This is a genomic window from Streptomyces sp. NPDC102467 (assembly GCF_044765445.1).
Lineage (GTDB): Bacteria > Actinomycetota > Actinomycetes > Streptomycetales > Streptomycetaceae > Streptomyces.
In genome coordinates this window covers 46267-61179 of sequence record NZ_JBIWKA010000011.1, presented here as the reverse complement: position 1 = coordinate 61179, position 14913 = coordinate 46267, and the positions used below count along the sequence as shown (strand labels likewise).

At 71.7% G+C, this 14913-nt stretch carries 12 protein-coding genes; 6 read left to right on the top strand and 6 right to left on the bottom strand.

The window, feature by feature from the left end; all coding sequences use genetic code 11:
• Positions 1–11 precede the first annotated feature (11 nt).
• From ACIREE_RS23400 to ACIREE_RS23375, 6 genes are all read right to left on the bottom strand, one after another.
• Positions 12–869 carry a carbohydrate ABC transporter permease gene (locus ACIREE_RS23400; protein ID WP_404155334.1) on the bottom strand — a complete coding sequence of 286 codons (858 nt, stop codon included), beginning with the start codon at positions 867–869 and terminating at the stop codon, positions 12–14.
• Complete coding sequence (locus tag ACIREE_RS23395; RefSeq protein WP_404155331.1) at positions 866–1807, bottom strand: carbohydrate ABC transporter permease; 942 nt, start codon at positions 1805–1807, stop codon at positions 866–868. The genes ACIREE_RS23400 and ACIREE_RS23395 overlap by 4 nt, the downstream gene beginning before the upstream one ends.
• On the bottom strand, positions 1804–3153 hold the full coding sequence (locus ACIREE_RS23390) for an extracellular solute-binding protein (protein WP_404155328.1): 1350 nt from the start codon (positions 3151–3153) through the stop codon (positions 1804–1806). The genes ACIREE_RS23395 and ACIREE_RS23390 overlap by 4 nt, the downstream gene beginning before the upstream one ends.
• 191 nt (positions 3154–3344) lie before the next feature.
• On the bottom strand, positions 3345–4196 hold the full coding sequence (locus tag ACIREE_RS23385) for an SMP-30/gluconolactonase/LRE family protein (protein ID WP_404155325.1): 852 nt from the start codon (positions 4194–4196) through the stop codon (positions 3345–3347).
• Positions 4193–4966, bottom strand: a complete 774-nt coding sequence (locus tag ACIREE_RS23380) for an IclR family transcriptional regulator (RefSeq protein WP_404155322.1) — start codon at positions 4964–4966, stop codon at positions 4193–4195. Before ACIREE_RS23380 ends, ACIREE_RS23385 begins: the two co-directional genes overlap by 4 nt.
• Before the next feature lie 143 nt (positions 4967–5109).
• Positions 5110–5262, bottom strand: a complete 153-nt coding sequence (locus tag ACIREE_RS23375; RefSeq protein WP_404155319.1) for a hypothetical protein — start codon at positions 5260–5262, stop codon at positions 5110–5112.
• A 111-nt stretch (positions 5263–5373) separates the two neighbouring features.
• On the opposite strand from ACIREE_RS23375, the gene ACIREE_RS23370 reads away from it, so the two are divergent.
• The 6 genes from ACIREE_RS23370 to ACIREE_RS23345 all read left to right on the top strand — a co-directional run bounded on the left by ACIREE_RS23370 (position 5374) and on the right by ACIREE_RS23345 (position 14886).
• Positions 5374–6381, top strand: coding sequence for a DUF3068 domain-containing protein (locus ACIREE_RS23370; protein WP_404155316.1), 1008 nt, complete (start codon positions 5374–5376; stop codon positions 6379–6381).
• Between the two features lie 159 nt (positions 6382–6540).
• On the top strand, positions 6541–7698 hold the full coding sequence (locus ACIREE_RS23365; protein ID WP_404155313.1) for a glycosyltransferase family 4 protein: 1158 nt from the start codon (positions 6541–6543) through the stop codon (positions 7696–7698).
• Between the two features lie 18 nt (positions 7699–7716).
• Positions 7717–8493, top strand: a complete 777-nt coding sequence (locus ACIREE_RS23360) for a class I SAM-dependent methyltransferase (RefSeq protein WP_404156034.1) — start codon at positions 7717–7719, stop codon at positions 8491–8493.
• Positions 8490–12848 carry an alpha-(1->3)-arabinofuranosyltransferase family protein gene (locus tag ACIREE_RS23355; protein WP_404155310.1) on the top strand — a complete coding sequence of 1453 codons (4359 nt, stop codon included), beginning with the start codon at positions 8490–8492 and terminating at the stop codon, positions 12846–12848. The genes ACIREE_RS23360 and ACIREE_RS23355 overlap by 4 nt, the downstream gene beginning before the upstream one ends.
• On the top strand, positions 12845–14140 hold the full coding sequence (locus ACIREE_RS23350; protein WP_404155307.1) for a condensation protein: 1296 nt from the start codon (positions 12845–12847) through the stop codon (positions 14138–14140). Before ACIREE_RS23355 ends, ACIREE_RS23350 begins: the two co-directional genes overlap by 4 nt.
• On the top strand, positions 14137–14886 hold the full coding sequence (locus ACIREE_RS23345; protein WP_404155304.1) for a class I SAM-dependent methyltransferase: 750 nt from the start codon (positions 14137–14139) through the stop codon (positions 14884–14886). Before ACIREE_RS23350 ends, ACIREE_RS23345 begins: the two co-directional genes overlap by 4 nt.
• Positions 14887–14913 lie beyond the last annotated feature (27 nt).

Below are 14913 nucleotides of genomic sequence, written 5' to 3'. Positions count from 1 at the left end.
TACGGTCGCGGTCACTGGCCGGCCAGGCCCGTGTGTGCCACGCCCGCCACGATCTGCCGCTGGAAGAAGACGAACACGATGATCAGCGGCAGGCCCGCCATGAGGCCGCCGGCCATCAGCTGGGCCCACTGGATCCCGTAGGAGTTCATGACGGTCGCGATCCCGTTCGGCATCGTCATGAGGTCGGGGTTGTTGGTGACCATGTACGGCCACAGGAAGTTGTTCCACGACGCGATGAAGGTGAAGATGCCGACGGCCGCGAGCGAGGGGCGGGCGAGCGGCACCACGATGGTGAAGAAGATCCGCCAGCGGCCCGCGCCGTCGATGAACGCGGCCTCCTCCAGTTCGCGCGGGATGCCCTGGAAGAACTTGTAGAGGATGTAGACCATGGCCGCGGGAGCGCACTGGGGCAGGATCATCCCCCAGTAGGTGTCGACCATGCCCATCTGCTGGACCGTGGTGAACAGGGGCACGCCGAGGACTGCGGGCGAGATCATCAGGCCGGTCATCACCACGCCCATCAGGACGCCCTTGCCGCGGAACTCGGTGCGGGCGAAGCCGTATCCGGCGAGCGCGGCGACGCACAGCACCACGGCCGTCACGCACACGGAGACGACGAGGGAGTTGACGAACCAGTTGGTGATGTTGCCGGACTCGAAGAGCGCCTTCCAGGCCTGGCCCGTCCAGTCCTTCGGCAGCCAGTGCGGCGGCACCTCGACGGCCTCGGTCTCCGACTTGAGCGAGGTGAACAGGGCCCAGGCCAGCGGTGCCAGGAACACCACGGCGACGGCGGTGCCGAGCAGGGTCAGGACGATCTGGCTGGGCGTCCAGGAGCTGCGGGGCTTCAGCCTCGGTTGCGTACTGCTCATCGCGCGCCCTCCTCACGGTTGCGCAGCAGCCACATGCGCCCGAGGGCGACGGCCGCGATGATCACGAAGAAGATGACGGAGATGGCGGAGGCGTAGCCGACGCGGTAGCTGGTGAAGCCCTCTTCGAGGGTGTACTGCACGAAGGTGCGGGTGGAGTCCTCGGGCCCGGGACCGAAGTCCATCATCACCACGGCCTGGTCGAAGACCTGGAGCGAGGCGAGGATCTGCAGCGCGATGACGAGCCCCGTGATGTTGCGCAGCATCGGCAGCGTGATGTGGACCATGCGGTGCCAGGCGTTGGCGCCGTCCAGCTTGGCGGCCTCGTAGAGGTGTCCGGGGACGCCCTGGAGCGCGGCGAGGTAGAGCAGGAAGCTGAAGCCGACCGTCCACCACAGGGTCGTGATGACGACGGCGAACATCGCGTACGACTTGTCGGTCAGCCAGGGCGTCTCGATGCCGAAGACGTAATTGACCATGCCTGTACCGGGGTTGAACAGCCACTGCCATAGGTTGCCCGCGACGGTGGAGGGCAGCAGGAACGGCAGGAAGAAGCAGAGCCGCCACAGCCATCTGCCGCGCTCGATGTGGTGGGCGAGCATCGCGAGGAGGAAGGCGAGGACCGTGATGCAGGGCACGACGAGCAGCGTGAAGAAGGCGCTGTGGCCGAGCGCGTCCCACATCAGCGGATCGTGCAGGGCCTCGCGGTAGTTGTCGAGGCCGACGAAGCCCGGGGCGTCGCCGGAGATGTTGGCGTCGGTGAAGCTGAGGTAGATGCCGCGCAGCAGCGGCCAGATCACGAACAGGGCGAAGAGGGCGAGGAACGGGGCGACGAACCAGCCGCCGTGCTGGAAACCCTGCTTGCGTCGGACGGTGGCGCTCGGCGCGGCGGTGTGCGCACGGGCCGGGGCGATGACGGTCTCTGCGCTGGTCGTCGTCATGCGACCGCACCTCCCTGCGCGGCGGTCCTGCCGTCCATGGGGTTCTTCATGGCGAGGAGCTGGGCGAGGGTGCTCTTCATGCGGCGGGCGGCGGCTTCCGGCTTCGCGGAGCCCATGGTCGAGGAGACGACGACCGGGCCGACGCGCTGGGCGAGGATGCCGGTGGAGCCCGCGAACCACACCTTCGGTTCGGTGGCCTGGTGGTCCATGGCCGTCGCGTACTCGTTCTGCGGGGTGAGCTTCTTGTACGCGTCTGTGGACAGGGTCGGGGTGTAGGCGGGGATGTGGCCGCCGGCCGCCCACTGCCGCGCGTGTTTGACGACGTAGGCGGCAAGCTGGTGTGCGGCTTCGTTGGTGGCGCCGCCACGGTCCGGCTGGTGCGGCAGCACGAACGAGTGCGACTCCGCGTGCGTGGCCTGCTTGCCGAAGACGGGCGGTAGCGGGGTCGCTCCGTACTCCACCTTCGCGCCGGAGAAGACCGGCACCGACCAGTTGCCCTCCCAGGTGAAGGGCGCGCCGTTGATGAACTGTTCGCCGTCCGCGGCGCCCTTCACCGCGTATCCGTCGGTGACGTGCTGCCGCAGGAACTCCAGGACCTGGGTCGCCTTGCCGGTGTCGAAGGTGACCTCGGTGTTCGCCGCGTTGAAGTAGGTGCCGCCGAGCTGCGTGTAGAACGCGACGAAGAACCACCACATGAAGTTCTGGTCGTTGGCGTGCAGGCCGAGGGTCTGCAGCCCGCTCTTCGTGGCCTTCTTCGCCTTCTTCAGCAGGTCGAACCAGTCGTCGGTCGACGTCACCGGCACGATCCGGCCGTCGTCGCCGAGCAGGTCCGCCTTCTTCAGCACGTCCTTGCGGTAGAAGCTGAGCTGGACGTGGATGTCGAGAGGCAGGGCGTAGAGCTTGCCGTCGATGACGGCGCGCCTCCACAGCGCGGGGTTGAAGTCCGCTTCCCGTACGCCGTACTTGGCGAGCAGGCCGACGTCCCAGGGGTCGAGCAGGCGGCCCGGCGAGAATCCGGTGACCCGGCCCAGGTGCATGACGCCGAGGTCGGGTGCGCGGTTGCCGGCCGCCGCCATGGCGAGCTTGGTGTAGAAGGGGCTGCCCCACTGCAGGGTGGAGTCCTTCACGTCGATGGCCGGGTTCGCCTTCCGGAAGGCGTCCAGCATCGCGATCATGTTGTAGCCGTCGCCGCCGCTGAAGAGGTTCCAGTAGCGCACGCGGGTGTCCGCTCCGGAGGCGAGCGCGTCGGCCCCGGTCCCGAGCGCCGCGAAGCCGAAGCTTCCGGCGACGGTCAACCCGCCGATTCCGGCGAGGAGTTGCCTGCGACTCAGGCCAGGTCGTCCCATGCCCCGCCCTTACTGTTCGAAAGTGGCTGTCCGAGAGGGGCCGCTCGAAAGAAGTTGTTCGAGATTTCGGCTCCTGCTCGTAACTTCGAACGGGACCGTATTTTCGAAGCGCTTCGACGTCAATGGGTCGCGCAGCGAAAAGTTTCAGCCCCCGCCGACGGCGGGGGCTGAGACGGCTCTACGGGGTGGGGTCAGCCCGCGTAAGGGAGGTGCGTCAGGCCGCGGCCGATGCCCCGCAGCACCAACAGCGAACCCGCCATCGGGGACGGTGGGTTCAGGCCCACCCGCGCCGTCGAGACATACAGGTCGGAGAGGTCCGTACCCCCGAACGCGCACGCCGTGGGCCGCTGGACCGGGAGCGGGACCACACGGTCGAGCGTGCCGGACGGCGTGTAGCGGCGCAGGGCCGCGCCGTCCCACAGGGCCACCCAGACACAGCCGTCGGCGTCGACGGTCAGGCCGTCGGGGTACCCGGCGCCCTCCTCTATCGTCGCCAACTCACGGCGTCCGGTGACCCGTTCGCCCTCCACGTCGAACACATCAATGCGCCGCGTCGGTGTGTCGACGTAGTACATGAGTGTGCCGTCCGGGCTCCAGCCGGTGCCGTTGGAGACGGTGACGTCGTCGAGGACCGTCGTCACCGAGCCGTCCGGCGCGAGTCGGATCAGGTTGCCGCCGCCGGGCGTCTCGTCGTACGCCATCGAACCCGCCCAGAGGGCGCCGTCGGGGGCGACGGCCGCGTCGTTCCCGCGCCGCCCCGGGACCGGATCGCGGTGCAGCCAGGAGAAGGCTCCCTCGGGCGAGTAACTGCCCACGCCATCACGGAGGTTGAGCACCAGACCGCCGCCGGCCCGCGGCTTGGCCGCGCCCACGTGCTGCTCGGTGGCCAGCACCGTACGGCGGCCGCTGCCCGGCTCGTACGTGTGGACGCGGGAGCCGAGGATGTCCACCCAGATCAGCCGGCCCGCGGCCGGATCCCAGGTCGGCCCCTCGCCCAGCTCGGCCGACTCCCGTACCGCGACCTCGACCCCGGTGACGCTCACGCCTGCCCCCGGTGGCCGAGCCGCTCCGACAGATCGGCCGCGCCCTTGACGGCGAGCTGCGCCAGCTCGTCCTCGCGGGCGTCGCTCCAGCGGATCATCGGTACGGAGATGGAGAGCGCGGCGACGACCCGGTTGGTGCGGTCGCGCACGGGGGCGGCGACGCACGACACGTCCGAGTTCGACTCACGGCTCTCGACGGCGATGCCACGCTGCCGGATGTCGGCCAGATGCGCGTGCAGGGCGGCCGGATCGGTGATGCTGTTCTCGGTCATGCCGATCAGCTCGGCGTCGTCCGGAATGCGTGCGGCCAGTTGCGGCTCGGGCAGGGAGGCCAGGAGCATCTTGCCGACCGATGTGCAGTGCGCGGGCAGCCGGCGCCCCGCGGCGGAGACCATGCGCACGGCGTGCGTGGAGTCGACCTTGGCGATGTAGATGACGTCGGCACCTTCGAGGATCGCCACGTGGACCGTCTCGTCGCAGGTCTCGGCGACGGTGCGGGCGACCTGCTGGCCCTCGGCGGCCAGGTCGAGCTGCTCCGCGTACCGGCTGCCGAGCTGGTAGGGGCGGACCCCGAGGCGGTAGCGGCCGGGCTGTCCCGGGACCTGCACGATGTACGACCGGGCGGCGAGCGTGGTGACCAGCTCGTGGACCGTGGTGCGCGGCAGCTGTAGCTTGCGGACGATGTCGGGGGCGGACAGCACGCCGTCCCCGTCCAGGAAGAGCTCCATGATGTCCAGAGCCCGGGTCACGGCGGGTACGAGGCGTCCCACGACCGGCCTCCTCCTATGTTCGATATTTCAACAGACGGTCGGTATCACGAACGTAGGCTACGCACAGCGGGGTTGACCGGGCAATGGGGTCAGCGAAAGCGCAGGCCGAAGGGGGGTTGTCCCTGGTGACGCCCGGGCACGGCTCAGTGCCCCAGTCCGGGCGTCTCGAACGTCACGAGCGGTGTGTTGGGCTGGTCCGGTGTCGCGTTGATCAGCGCGAGCACACCGAAGGACGCGGCGACGGCGAGCGCAGCGCCGAGGGCCGCGGAGAGCGCGGCGACGAGCAGTCGGTTCATCGCAGGGTCAGCCTCTCAGGTCGGTCGTCCCCACCCTGTGCGTCCCGTCAAGTCCTCATTTTTGGGGGCAGATTGACACAACGTCAAGGATGCGTCTACGGTCCCCGGCCCATGACGGTCCGACCATGGCTCTCCTTCGCCCTCGTGGGTCTCGGCACGTTCCTGCTCGTCCTCGCGGGGCTGCTCGCCTGGTACGTGGAGCCGCGCGCCGAGCGCACCGGCATCGACGTCGACGTGACGACCGTGCTCGCCGGGACCGGCAGCTATTTCGACACGGCCAAGATCAGGACGGTCGGCGACAAGCGTCTGACGATCACCCGGCAGGTCCGCGGCGATGTCGCGGAGAGCGAGCGGAGCGGGCGGGCGGTGTGGGACGTGGTGACGTCCGTCGACACCGACGCGACGCTGCCCGCGGCCGATCCGCACGACGCGCTGCAGTGGACCCGGGAACGCTGGGTCACCGACCGGGCGACCAACGCCCCGGTGCACTGCTGCGGCGAGCAGCCGGCGTTCGAGGGCGAGGCCTACCTGAAGTTCCCCTTCGGCGTCCACAAGCGCACGTACACCTGGTGGGACAGCGCGCTCGGCGCGACGGTCCCGCTCCGCTTCAGCGGCACGGCGAAGGTCAAGGGGTACGAGGGCTACCGGTTCACCGGCGCCGTCGCGCCCGCGAGGACGGGTTCGCGCCTGGTGCCGGGCCGGGTCGTCGGACAACCGAAGAGGGGCTGGGTGCTGGCCGAGGAGTGGTACGCGAACCACCGTGTCGAGCTGGTCGCCGACCGGCGCACGGGCCGGATCCTGTACGCGGCGACCGGGCCCCGCAGGACGCTGCGCGCGCCGGGCACGACGAAGGACGCGGCCGTACTCCTGGACAGTGAGAAGGTGGCGTTCACCCCGGCCACACAGCGCGCGCAGGTGGCGCTCGCCCGAGGCGACAACGAGCGCCTCAGGCTGCTCGGTACGACGCTGCCCATCGGGGCGGGTGCGCCGGGTGCGCTGCTCGTGCTGGTGGGGATCTTCTTCGTCGTACGGGACAGAGGCAGCCGGAAGGCGCCGGACGGACCGGAGCGCCCTGATCCCGATTCGCCCCCGCAGACCCTGGAAGCGTCCGAAATATAGCGGTACGTCAGCAAGCCCGAACGGGAAACTTGTCACCCAGGTGAGTAGCCGCGCCGAACAACGGGGCGAAAACTGTCCTCGCACCCACACCCGCACCCACGCTCGCCCTCGCACTCGCCCTCGCACCGCACGCAGACCCTGAGACGAGTCGGAGCACGCATGCCCCAGCACGTGCCATCGTCGCTGCGCACCGCGCCGTCGCGCGGCGCGGGGCCGCATCCGGCCGGTTCCCCACCGCCGCACCGCATCGTCTTCCTCGCCCACCGCGACCTCGGCAATCCGGCCGCGGGCGGTTCCGAACTGCTCGTCGACCGGCTGGCCGACGGGCTGACGCGGCTGGGCCACCAGGTGACGCTGCTGTGCGGCGGCCCGGCCGGGCACGACGCCCTCCGGGAGTACCGGGTGGTGTCGGCGGGCGGGCAGGCAGCCCACTACCTGCGCGCCCGCTCGGCCTTCGCCCGGCAGGTCGGCGACTGCGATCTACTGGTCGAGGTCTGCAACGGTATGCCGTACCTCGCCCCGCTCTGGCACCGCGGCCCGACGCTCTGCCTGGTCAACCATGTCCACACGGACCTGTGGCGGATGCGTCTGCGCGGCCCGCTGGCGCCCGCCGCCCACCTCGGCCGAAGCCTTGAGCACTGGGCGCTGTCGGTCGCCCAGCGCCGCAATCTGCTCGTCGCCGTCTCGCCGTCGACGGCGAACGCGCTGCACGCCATCGGCGTCGACCGGGACCGCATCCGGCTCGTCCCGAACGGCGTCGAGGAGCCTGGACCGCGCGCCGACCGGTCACCCGAGCCCCTGTTCCTGGCGATGGGGCGGCTGGTCGAGTACAAGCGGATCGATCTGCTCCTGCGCCTGTGGGAGCGGGTGCGCCCGGTGACCGGCGGCCGCCTGGTGATCGTGGGAAACGGTCCGGAGAGTACACGCCTACGCCAACTCGCGGGCCCCCGCGTCGAGTTCACCGGGCGTATCTCCGAGGCCGACAAACACCGGCTGCTCTGTCAGGCCTGGCTGCTGCTGCATCCCTCGGCCGTCGAGGGGTGGGGTCTGGTCGTCACGGAGGCGGCCGCGCGCGGCACCCCCGCGGTCGGTTTCGACGTGCCCGGCGTCCGCGACTCGATCGAGGACGGCAGCACCGGCCTGCTCGCCCACGGGGCGTCGTCGTTCGCGGCCGCCTGGTGCACCCTCGCGCTCTCCGCCCGTCGCCGCGAACTGATGGGCAAGGCCGCGGAGGAGCGTGCCGCCGGCTACCGGTGGGCGCACACGGTGCGGCAGTTCAGGTCGGTCGCGGTGGAGGCGGTGGGGGGCCGTGGCTGAGTGCTCTGCGTGCTCTGCGTGCTCTGCGTGCTCTGCGTGCTCTGGGTGCCGGGCGCCGTGACCGCGGCCGGGTTCAGGGACCCGTCGCCGGCCAGGTCCCTCGCGCTGTTCCGGGCGTTCCTGCGCGAGCAGCGCGATCCGCAGAGGTGCTACGCGCTCCTCGCCCGGGACGCCGTCGACCAGGTCGAGGCGTACGGGAAGGTCGCCGGAAAGGTCGTCGTGGACGTCGGCGGCGGCAGCGGCCACTTCACCCGCGAGTTCCGGTCTCGCGGCGCCCACGGCGTCCTCTTCGAGCCGGACACCCGGGAGTTGGGCCCCTCCCCACCTGCCTCTGCGGTGGTGGCCGACGGCTGTCTGCTGCCGCTCGCCGACGCCTCCGCGGACGTCACGTTCTCCTCGAACGTCCTGGAACACGTCGCCGACCGCGACACGTTCCTCGGCGAACTGGTCCGGGTCACCCGGCCCGGCGGCCTGATCTACGTCTCGTTCACCAACTGGCTCTCCCCGTGGGGCGGCCACGAGTGGGCGCCCTGGCACTACCTGGGCGCCGGCCGGGCCCAGGCCCGCTACCGGCGGCGGACCGGCCGGCCACCCAAGCACACCCTCGGCGAGAACCTCTTCGCCCACCACATCGGCCCGACGCTGCGCCACGTCCGCGCCCGTGACGACGTGGCGCTCGTCACGGCGCGCTCCCGCTACTGGCCGTTCCTCGACCGGGCCGTCGCGCGGGTGCCCGGGGTACGCGAGTTCGTCACCTGGAACCTCCTCCTCATCCTCAGGCGGTGTCGCCCATGACGACCATGGTCCAGGCCCCACCCGCCGCGGCGACGAGCCCGGACCCCGAACCGGGCCCGCGCTCGCGCCGCTGGCTGCTGTGTTTCTGGGCCGTGCTGTTCGCCGCGTTCTGCGCGGTGCACCCGGGCCGGATGACGTTCGAGACGAAGCTGGGCGTCGCGCTCGACCCATGGCAGTTCCTCAGGGACCTCGGGCAGTTGTGGCACGACCGCGCCGGATTCGGCGGGCTCGCGGACCAGTACATGGGCTACGCGTTCCCGATGCTGCCCTACTACGTCCTGGCCGAAGTGGCGCACGTGCCGGTCTGGCTCGCCGAGCGGCTGTGGCTGTCGATCGTCGTGACGGTCGCGTACTGGGGCGCCCTGCGCCTCATGGAGCTGCTCGGCGTCGGCACGCCGCGCAGCCGTCTCCTCGGCGCGGTGACGTACGCGCTGTGGCCCACCTTCACGATCGTCATCGGCTCGACGTCCGCGGCGGCGCTCCCCGGCGCGTTCCTCCCCTGGGTCCTGCTCCCGCTCACCAACCCCCGTACGACACCCCGCATTTCGGCGGTGCGCTCGGCGCTGATCGTCCCCTTCATGGGCGGCGTGAACGCGGCGGCGACCCTGGCCGCACTGCTCCCGGTCGGCCTCTACCTCCTCTCCCGCGCACCGTCGCCCCGCAAGCGGCGGCAGATCGCCTGGTGGTTCCCCTCGGTGGTCCTGGCCACGCTCTGGTGGACGATCCCGCTCCTCCTCCTTGGCGCGTACGGCGAGAACTTCCTGCCCTACGTGGAGAACGCGCGGACCACGACCGACACGATGTCCGCGACGGAAGCACTGCGCGGCGCGGGCAACTGGGTGGCCTATCTGCATCTCGGCGAGGCATGGCTGCCGGCCGGCTGGACGGTGGCGACCGCCGCCGTCGTGATCGTCTGCTCGGCGCTCGCCGCCGCGTTCGGCCTCGCCGGTCTGGCCCGCCGCGATCTTCCGGAGCGCCGCTGGCTGCTGCTCGTCGTGATGGCCGCGGGCCTCATCGCCCTTGCCGGGTACGGGGGTTCGCTCGGCGGCCCCTTCCACGACACGGTTCAGTCGTGGCTGGACGGCATCCTGGCCCCGTTCCGCAACATCTACAAGTTCCAGCCGGGCCCGGCCCTCGCGCTCGTCCTCGGCATCACCCACCTCGTGGGCGTCGCCACCGGGTCCCGTGGCACCCGCCCCCTGCGCGGGCGCCGGTACGCACCGCTGTTGGTGGCGGCCCTGATCCTGCCGGGTCTGGCCTGGCCCTACCTCAACGGTTCGATCCTCCAGCCGGGTTCGTTCAAGAAGCTGCCGACGTACTGGCGGACGACGGCGGACTGGCTGCGCACGTACTCCCCCGACTCCCGCGCCCTCGTGGTCCCCGCCACCGCCCACGGCCTCTACACCTGGGGCTCCCCCATCGACCAGCCGCTCGATGTCCTCGCGGACTCCCGCTGGGCGCAGCGCGACTTCGTCCCGTTCGGCACGCCGGGCAACCGCCGCACCCTGGACGCGATCGAGCAGGCCCTCATGTCCGGCGGCGAAGTCCAGGGACTTCAGGACTACTTGAGCCGCAGCGGCCTCTACTACGTGGTCGTCCGCAACGACCTGGACCCGGACCAGCTGGGTTACGTTCCCACGGCCACGGTCAAGCGCACGCTCACCGAGTCCGGCTTCCACCGCGTCACCGGCTTCGGCCCGGCGGTCACGGGCGGCCGGATCGCCGAGGGCACCCCGGTGCAGGTCGAGGGCCTCTACCCGCGCTCGCGTGCGGTCGAGATCTACGCGCCCGACACCCTGACCCGCCGCCCGGGCCAGGCCGCCCTGCTCCCGGTCCGCTCCACGGCGGAGGTCAGCGGCGGCCCGGAGTCCCTGCTGCCGCTCTCGGCGGACCCCGCGTTCCGCAACCACCCTGTCGTACTGGCCGGCGACAACCACCCGGGCGTCGGAACACCCGCTCTGCGCACGGCCGTTGACGGTCTGCGCCGCGCGGACACCCGGTTCGGCCTGGTCAACACCAACACCTCGCACCCGTACACCCCGACGGAACGCAACAGCCCCGACGCCGCCCAGAACGCGGGCGAGCAGCCGAAACAGATCCTCCCCACCCGGGGCATCGCCCACCAGACCACGGCCCGCATCGAGGGAGCCCGCTCGGTCTCGGCGTCCTCCAGCGGCAACTGGCTGCTGCACCTGCCCCAGTTCGACCCGGTGAACGCCTTCGACGGCGACCCGAGCACCGCCTGGACCGAGGGCGCCCCGGACTCGGCGGACGGCGAGTGGCTCCGCATCGACTTCTCCCGCCCCACCCGGATCCCTGCGACACTCCAGGTGACACCGCTCCCCCAGGAAGACGTACGTGCGGCGCCCACCCGCATACGCATCGAGACGAACCGGGGCAGCACGACGGCCGAACTCCAGCCCGACGGCACCCGGCAACGCGTCAAAGCGCCCAGAGGTACGGCGAGTTGGCTGCGCGTGACGATCCTGGACACCCAGGCCTTCCGCCCCTCACTCACCGGAGCGGGCTTCTCGGACATCTCCATTCCCGGCGTCCGTGCGACCCGCGTCCTCCGACTCCCCGCCGATTCGGCCCAGGCGGACCAGTTCACCTTCCGCCGCGCGACGGGCGACGGCGCGCTCACCCTCACCGACACGGAACCGGCGCTGCGCCGCACCTTCACCACGACCGACGCGTCCCGCTTCACCTTCGAGGCGACGGCGACGCCCGCCCCCACCGCCGCCCTCGACAAGCTCCTCTACGCGGTCGCCCCCGACCAGCAGCGCAAGATCACGGCCACCGCCGACTCCACGGCCCGCCTCGGCACCGACGTCTCCGCGCGCAACCTCACCGACGGGGACCTGACCACGGCCTGGGTCGCGGGCGACAAGCCGACGATCCACCTCCGCTGGCCGGACAAGCAACCCGTATCCACGCTCGTGCTCGCCGCGGCCGGCGGCTTCTCCACCCGGCCGGAGAAGATCGAGATCAGCTCCCCGGACGGGGCCGCGGTCACGAACGTGGACGACAACGGCGTGGCCCGCTTCGACCCGATCACCACCGACCGCCTCGACATCACCATCACCGGCACCGCACCGCTCACGGTCCACAACCCGGTGGCGGACGAGAATCTCCAGCTCCCCGTGGGCCTGACGGAGGCCTACATCCCCACGCTCGACGAGTACCGGGTCCGACAGCCCACGCCCCAGCGGCAGTTCAGCCTCCCCTGCGGCAAGGGCCCGCCGGTCACCATCGACGGCACCCGGCACCGCACCTCGGCCAAGGGCACCGTCGCGGATCTGACAGCGCGCCGCCCGATCACCCTCACCCTCTGCGACCCCCTCACGCTCCCGGCGGGCCCCCACACCCTCAGCACCGAAACCGGTACCGAAACCGACGCCGGCAGCCCGCTGGCCGTCACCCGTGTCACCCTCACCCGCTCGGGGACGGCCACGGAAGCGGCCCCCACCAGCCGCGAACTCACCATCCGGGACTGGCTGGGCGACCGCCGCGAGGTGCGGGTGGGCGTCGGCGCGGCGACGTACCTGACGACGTACGAGAACGCCAACGACGGCTGGCAGGCGACCCTCAACGGCAGGAAGCTCACCGCCCTGCGGCTGGACGGCTGGCAGCAGGCGTGGCTGATCCCCGGCGGCGCGGCAGGCACGGTCGAACTCTCCTACCGGCCTGCCACCGGCTACGACGCGGGCCTGATCGTGGCCGCCCTGGCCCTCCTGGCACTCATCACCCTGTCCCTGTGGCGCCGCAGGCCCCCGGACGATCTGGAGGGCCCGCCTGCGCCCCCGCCCCCCAGCTGGCTCCTCGGCACGGTGGTCCTCACCGTCATCGGCATCGCGATCGCGGGTTTCTGGGCGGCCCTGGTCCCGGCCCTGGCCCTCCTCTCCTGGAAACGCCACGCCCTCCTGGTACCGCTCGCGTTCTTGGCGATGACGGCAGCGGGAGCGGTAGCGGCGACGGCCGCGGGCTCCCCCGTCCGCGACGGCCGCGGAGCTTTCAGCGCGGCGGCGCAGCTCTTGGCGCTGGTGGCGTTGTTCGCGGCGCTGGTGAGCACGGGGCGGTCCCCTGGGAGTCACCGGAGTCACCCTGGTCGGGGGCCGGGGGAGACCGAGGAGGGCGGTCCGGGGGAGACCGAGGAGCGGAGGCCGAAGGAAATCGAGGGGCGGGAGCCGGGGGAAGGCGAGGAGCCGGGACCGGAGGAGACCGAGGGGCGGGAGCCGAGGACGACCGAGGCGCGGGAGCCGAGGACGACCGAGGCGCGAGGGCCTGGGCCGGGCCCCGTGACGGCCGCCCCCGTCCAGGGCACGCCCCCGGTGAGGGAGGAGGCCCAGCCGTGACGACGCCGGGCGACCACCCCACCCGAACCCCCGGCGGGCAACGCGTCCCCTTTCCGACGGTGGACGAGATAGCCCGCCATTGCCTCCAGGACGACGAACCCGAGACCGTCCACATAGAGGTACACCTCACCGGTCATCTGGACCCGGCCCGGCTGAACACCGCGTTCGACCAAGCCCTGCGCCACCACCCCCGCATCCTCATGCGAGAGACACCGCGCCACTGGTACGCGAGCCGCTACACGTGGGAGCTGGCGGACACCCCCGACATACCCCCCGTCTCCTTCCCCGAGCCGACCCCCGACGCGCTGGAGCGGGCCCGCACCCGTTCCCTCACCCAGGTTCCGCCCCTCACGGCGGCGCCCCCGGTGCGCCTGGAGTCCGTCGCCCACCCGGAGACCGGCAACACCGTCCTCTTCCTCACCGTCCATCACACGGCGCTCGACGGCCCGGCCTGCCTGCGCGTCCTCGCCACGGCGGCGGAGCTCTACGGCGGCCGGGACAACTCCCCGCCGCCCGTACCGTCCGCAGCGCCGCGCCGCCCCGTCCTGCCCGGCCTGCCCTCCTCCTGGACGCGCCCGGCCCGGGTGGCCCCCGGCGCCCCCGAACCCGGCAACGGCAACGGCCTCCTCGTCTGCGACCTCGCCCTGCCGCGCCGCCCCAAGGGCGCCCCGTACACGGTGAACGACCAGCTCATGGTCGCCACGGCCCGTACGATCGCGGACTGGAACAAGGAACACGGCATGCGTCGGGCCCGCCGCCCCCTGCGCATCACCATGCCGGTGGACGACCGCCCACGGGACGAGACGATGCCCATCGGCAACGGCACGCGCCTCGTCGAAGTCCCTCTCACAGTGGCCGAGTTGAAGCAGCCACTCTCCGCCCTTCTCCGCCTCACGGCCGCCCGCACCACCGCCCTCAAGTCCCTCGCACGCCCCCCACTCGGTTACCGCGCAGTCCTGTTGACAAAGCCCTGGGCCCCCGTGTCCTGGCGCGCCACCGCCACCCGCGCGCTGCGCACGGCCGCCGCGCCCTGGACCTCGACGACCCTCCTCAGCAACATCGGCCGCGTCCCGTACCCGCTGGACTTCGGCGACGGCGGCCGGGCCCGCGCCCTCTGGTTCTCGGCACCCGCCCGCATGCCGCGCGGCCTCACTCTCACCACGGCGTCCACGGCGGGCCGCCTGCACCTGGCGCTGCGCTGGTCGCGCACACTCCTGAGCCACGGCGACGGGTCCCGCCTGCGCGACCTGTTCGAGCACCACCTGCACGCGACGCAGGAGCAGGCACCATGACCTCCGCCCCGCCCGGCCTGCGGGACTTCTACGAGAACCCCGCCGTACCGGTGGCCTCCGGCACACCCCGCACCGTGCGCCAGGCCCGCATCCTGGCCGCCGCGCTCGCCGGCACCCGGCAGGCAACCGTCCTGGACGTGGGCTGCGGCGACGGCAGCGCGGCGACCGTCGCGGCCCGGCTGCTGCCCGGTCACCGCCTCGTCGGCGTCGACTGGTCGCAGAACGCGTTGCGTCGCGCGGCGGTTCGTGTGCCCGAGGCCGTACGGCTCGTACGGGGTGAACTCACGTGCCACGGGCTGCCGTTCAGGGATTCCATCGCCCACGCGGTGCTGCTGTCCGAGGTGATCGAGCACCTGGTGGATCCCGATGCCGCCCTCGACGAGATCCGCAGAGTGCTGCGCCCGGGAGGCCATCTGATGCTGTCCACCCCGAACCTGGCCGCCTGGTACAACCGGGCCCTGCTCCTGGCCGGTGTGCAGCCCGTCTTCTCGGAGGTGAGCCTGCGCGCGATCCACGGCCGCCCCGGCACCGAGGTGGTGGGACACCTGCGCCTGTACACGCCGCGCGCGCTGCGCCAGTTCGTCGCAGCGGCAGGTTTCGACGTCGTACGCCTGACCGGGGCGCCTTTCCACGGAGTGCCCCGCGCGCTGCGTCCACTGGACCGCCTCGCCTGCGCGGCGCCGTCGCTCGCCTCGATCCTTCTCCTGCACGCCCGAAGCCGTGGGCGCCGACCCGATGAGCCGTGACGAACCGCCGCCGCGCATTCCTCCAGC

Bases quoted from the DNA above. Each gene is read 5' to 3' on its own strand.
- ACIREE_RS23400 (WP_404155334.1), bottom strand. From the start codon at position 869: ATGAGCAGTACGCAACCGAGGCTGAAGCCCCGCAGCTCCTGGACGCCC.
- ACIREE_RS23395 (WP_404155331.1), bottom strand. From the start codon at position 1,807: ATGACGACGACCAGCGCAGAGACCGTCATCGCCCCGGCCCGTGCGCAC.
- ACIREE_RS23390 (WP_404155328.1), bottom strand. From the start codon at position 3,153: ATGGGACGACCTGGCCTGAGTCGCAGGCAACTCCTCGCCGGAATCGGC.
- ACIREE_RS23375 (WP_404155319.1), bottom strand. From the start codon at position 5,262: ATGAACCGACTGCTCGTCGCCGCGCTCTCCGCGGCCCTCGGCGCTGCG.
- ACIREE_RS23370 (WP_404155316.1), top strand. From the start codon at position 5,374: ATGACGGTCCGACCATGGCTCTCCTTCGCCCTCGTGGGTCTCGGCACG.
- ACIREE_RS23365 (WP_404155313.1), top strand. From the start codon at position 6,541: ATGCCCCAGCACGTGCCATCGTCGCTGCGCACCGCGCCGTCGCGCGGC.
- ACIREE_RS23355 (WP_404155310.1), top strand. From the start codon at position 8,490: ATGACGACCATGGTCCAGGCCCCACCCGCCGCGGCGACGAGCCCGGAC.
- ACIREE_RS23345 (WP_404155304.1), top strand. From the start codon at position 14,137: ATGACCTCCGCCCCGCCCGGCCTGCGGGACTTCTACGAGAACCCCGCC.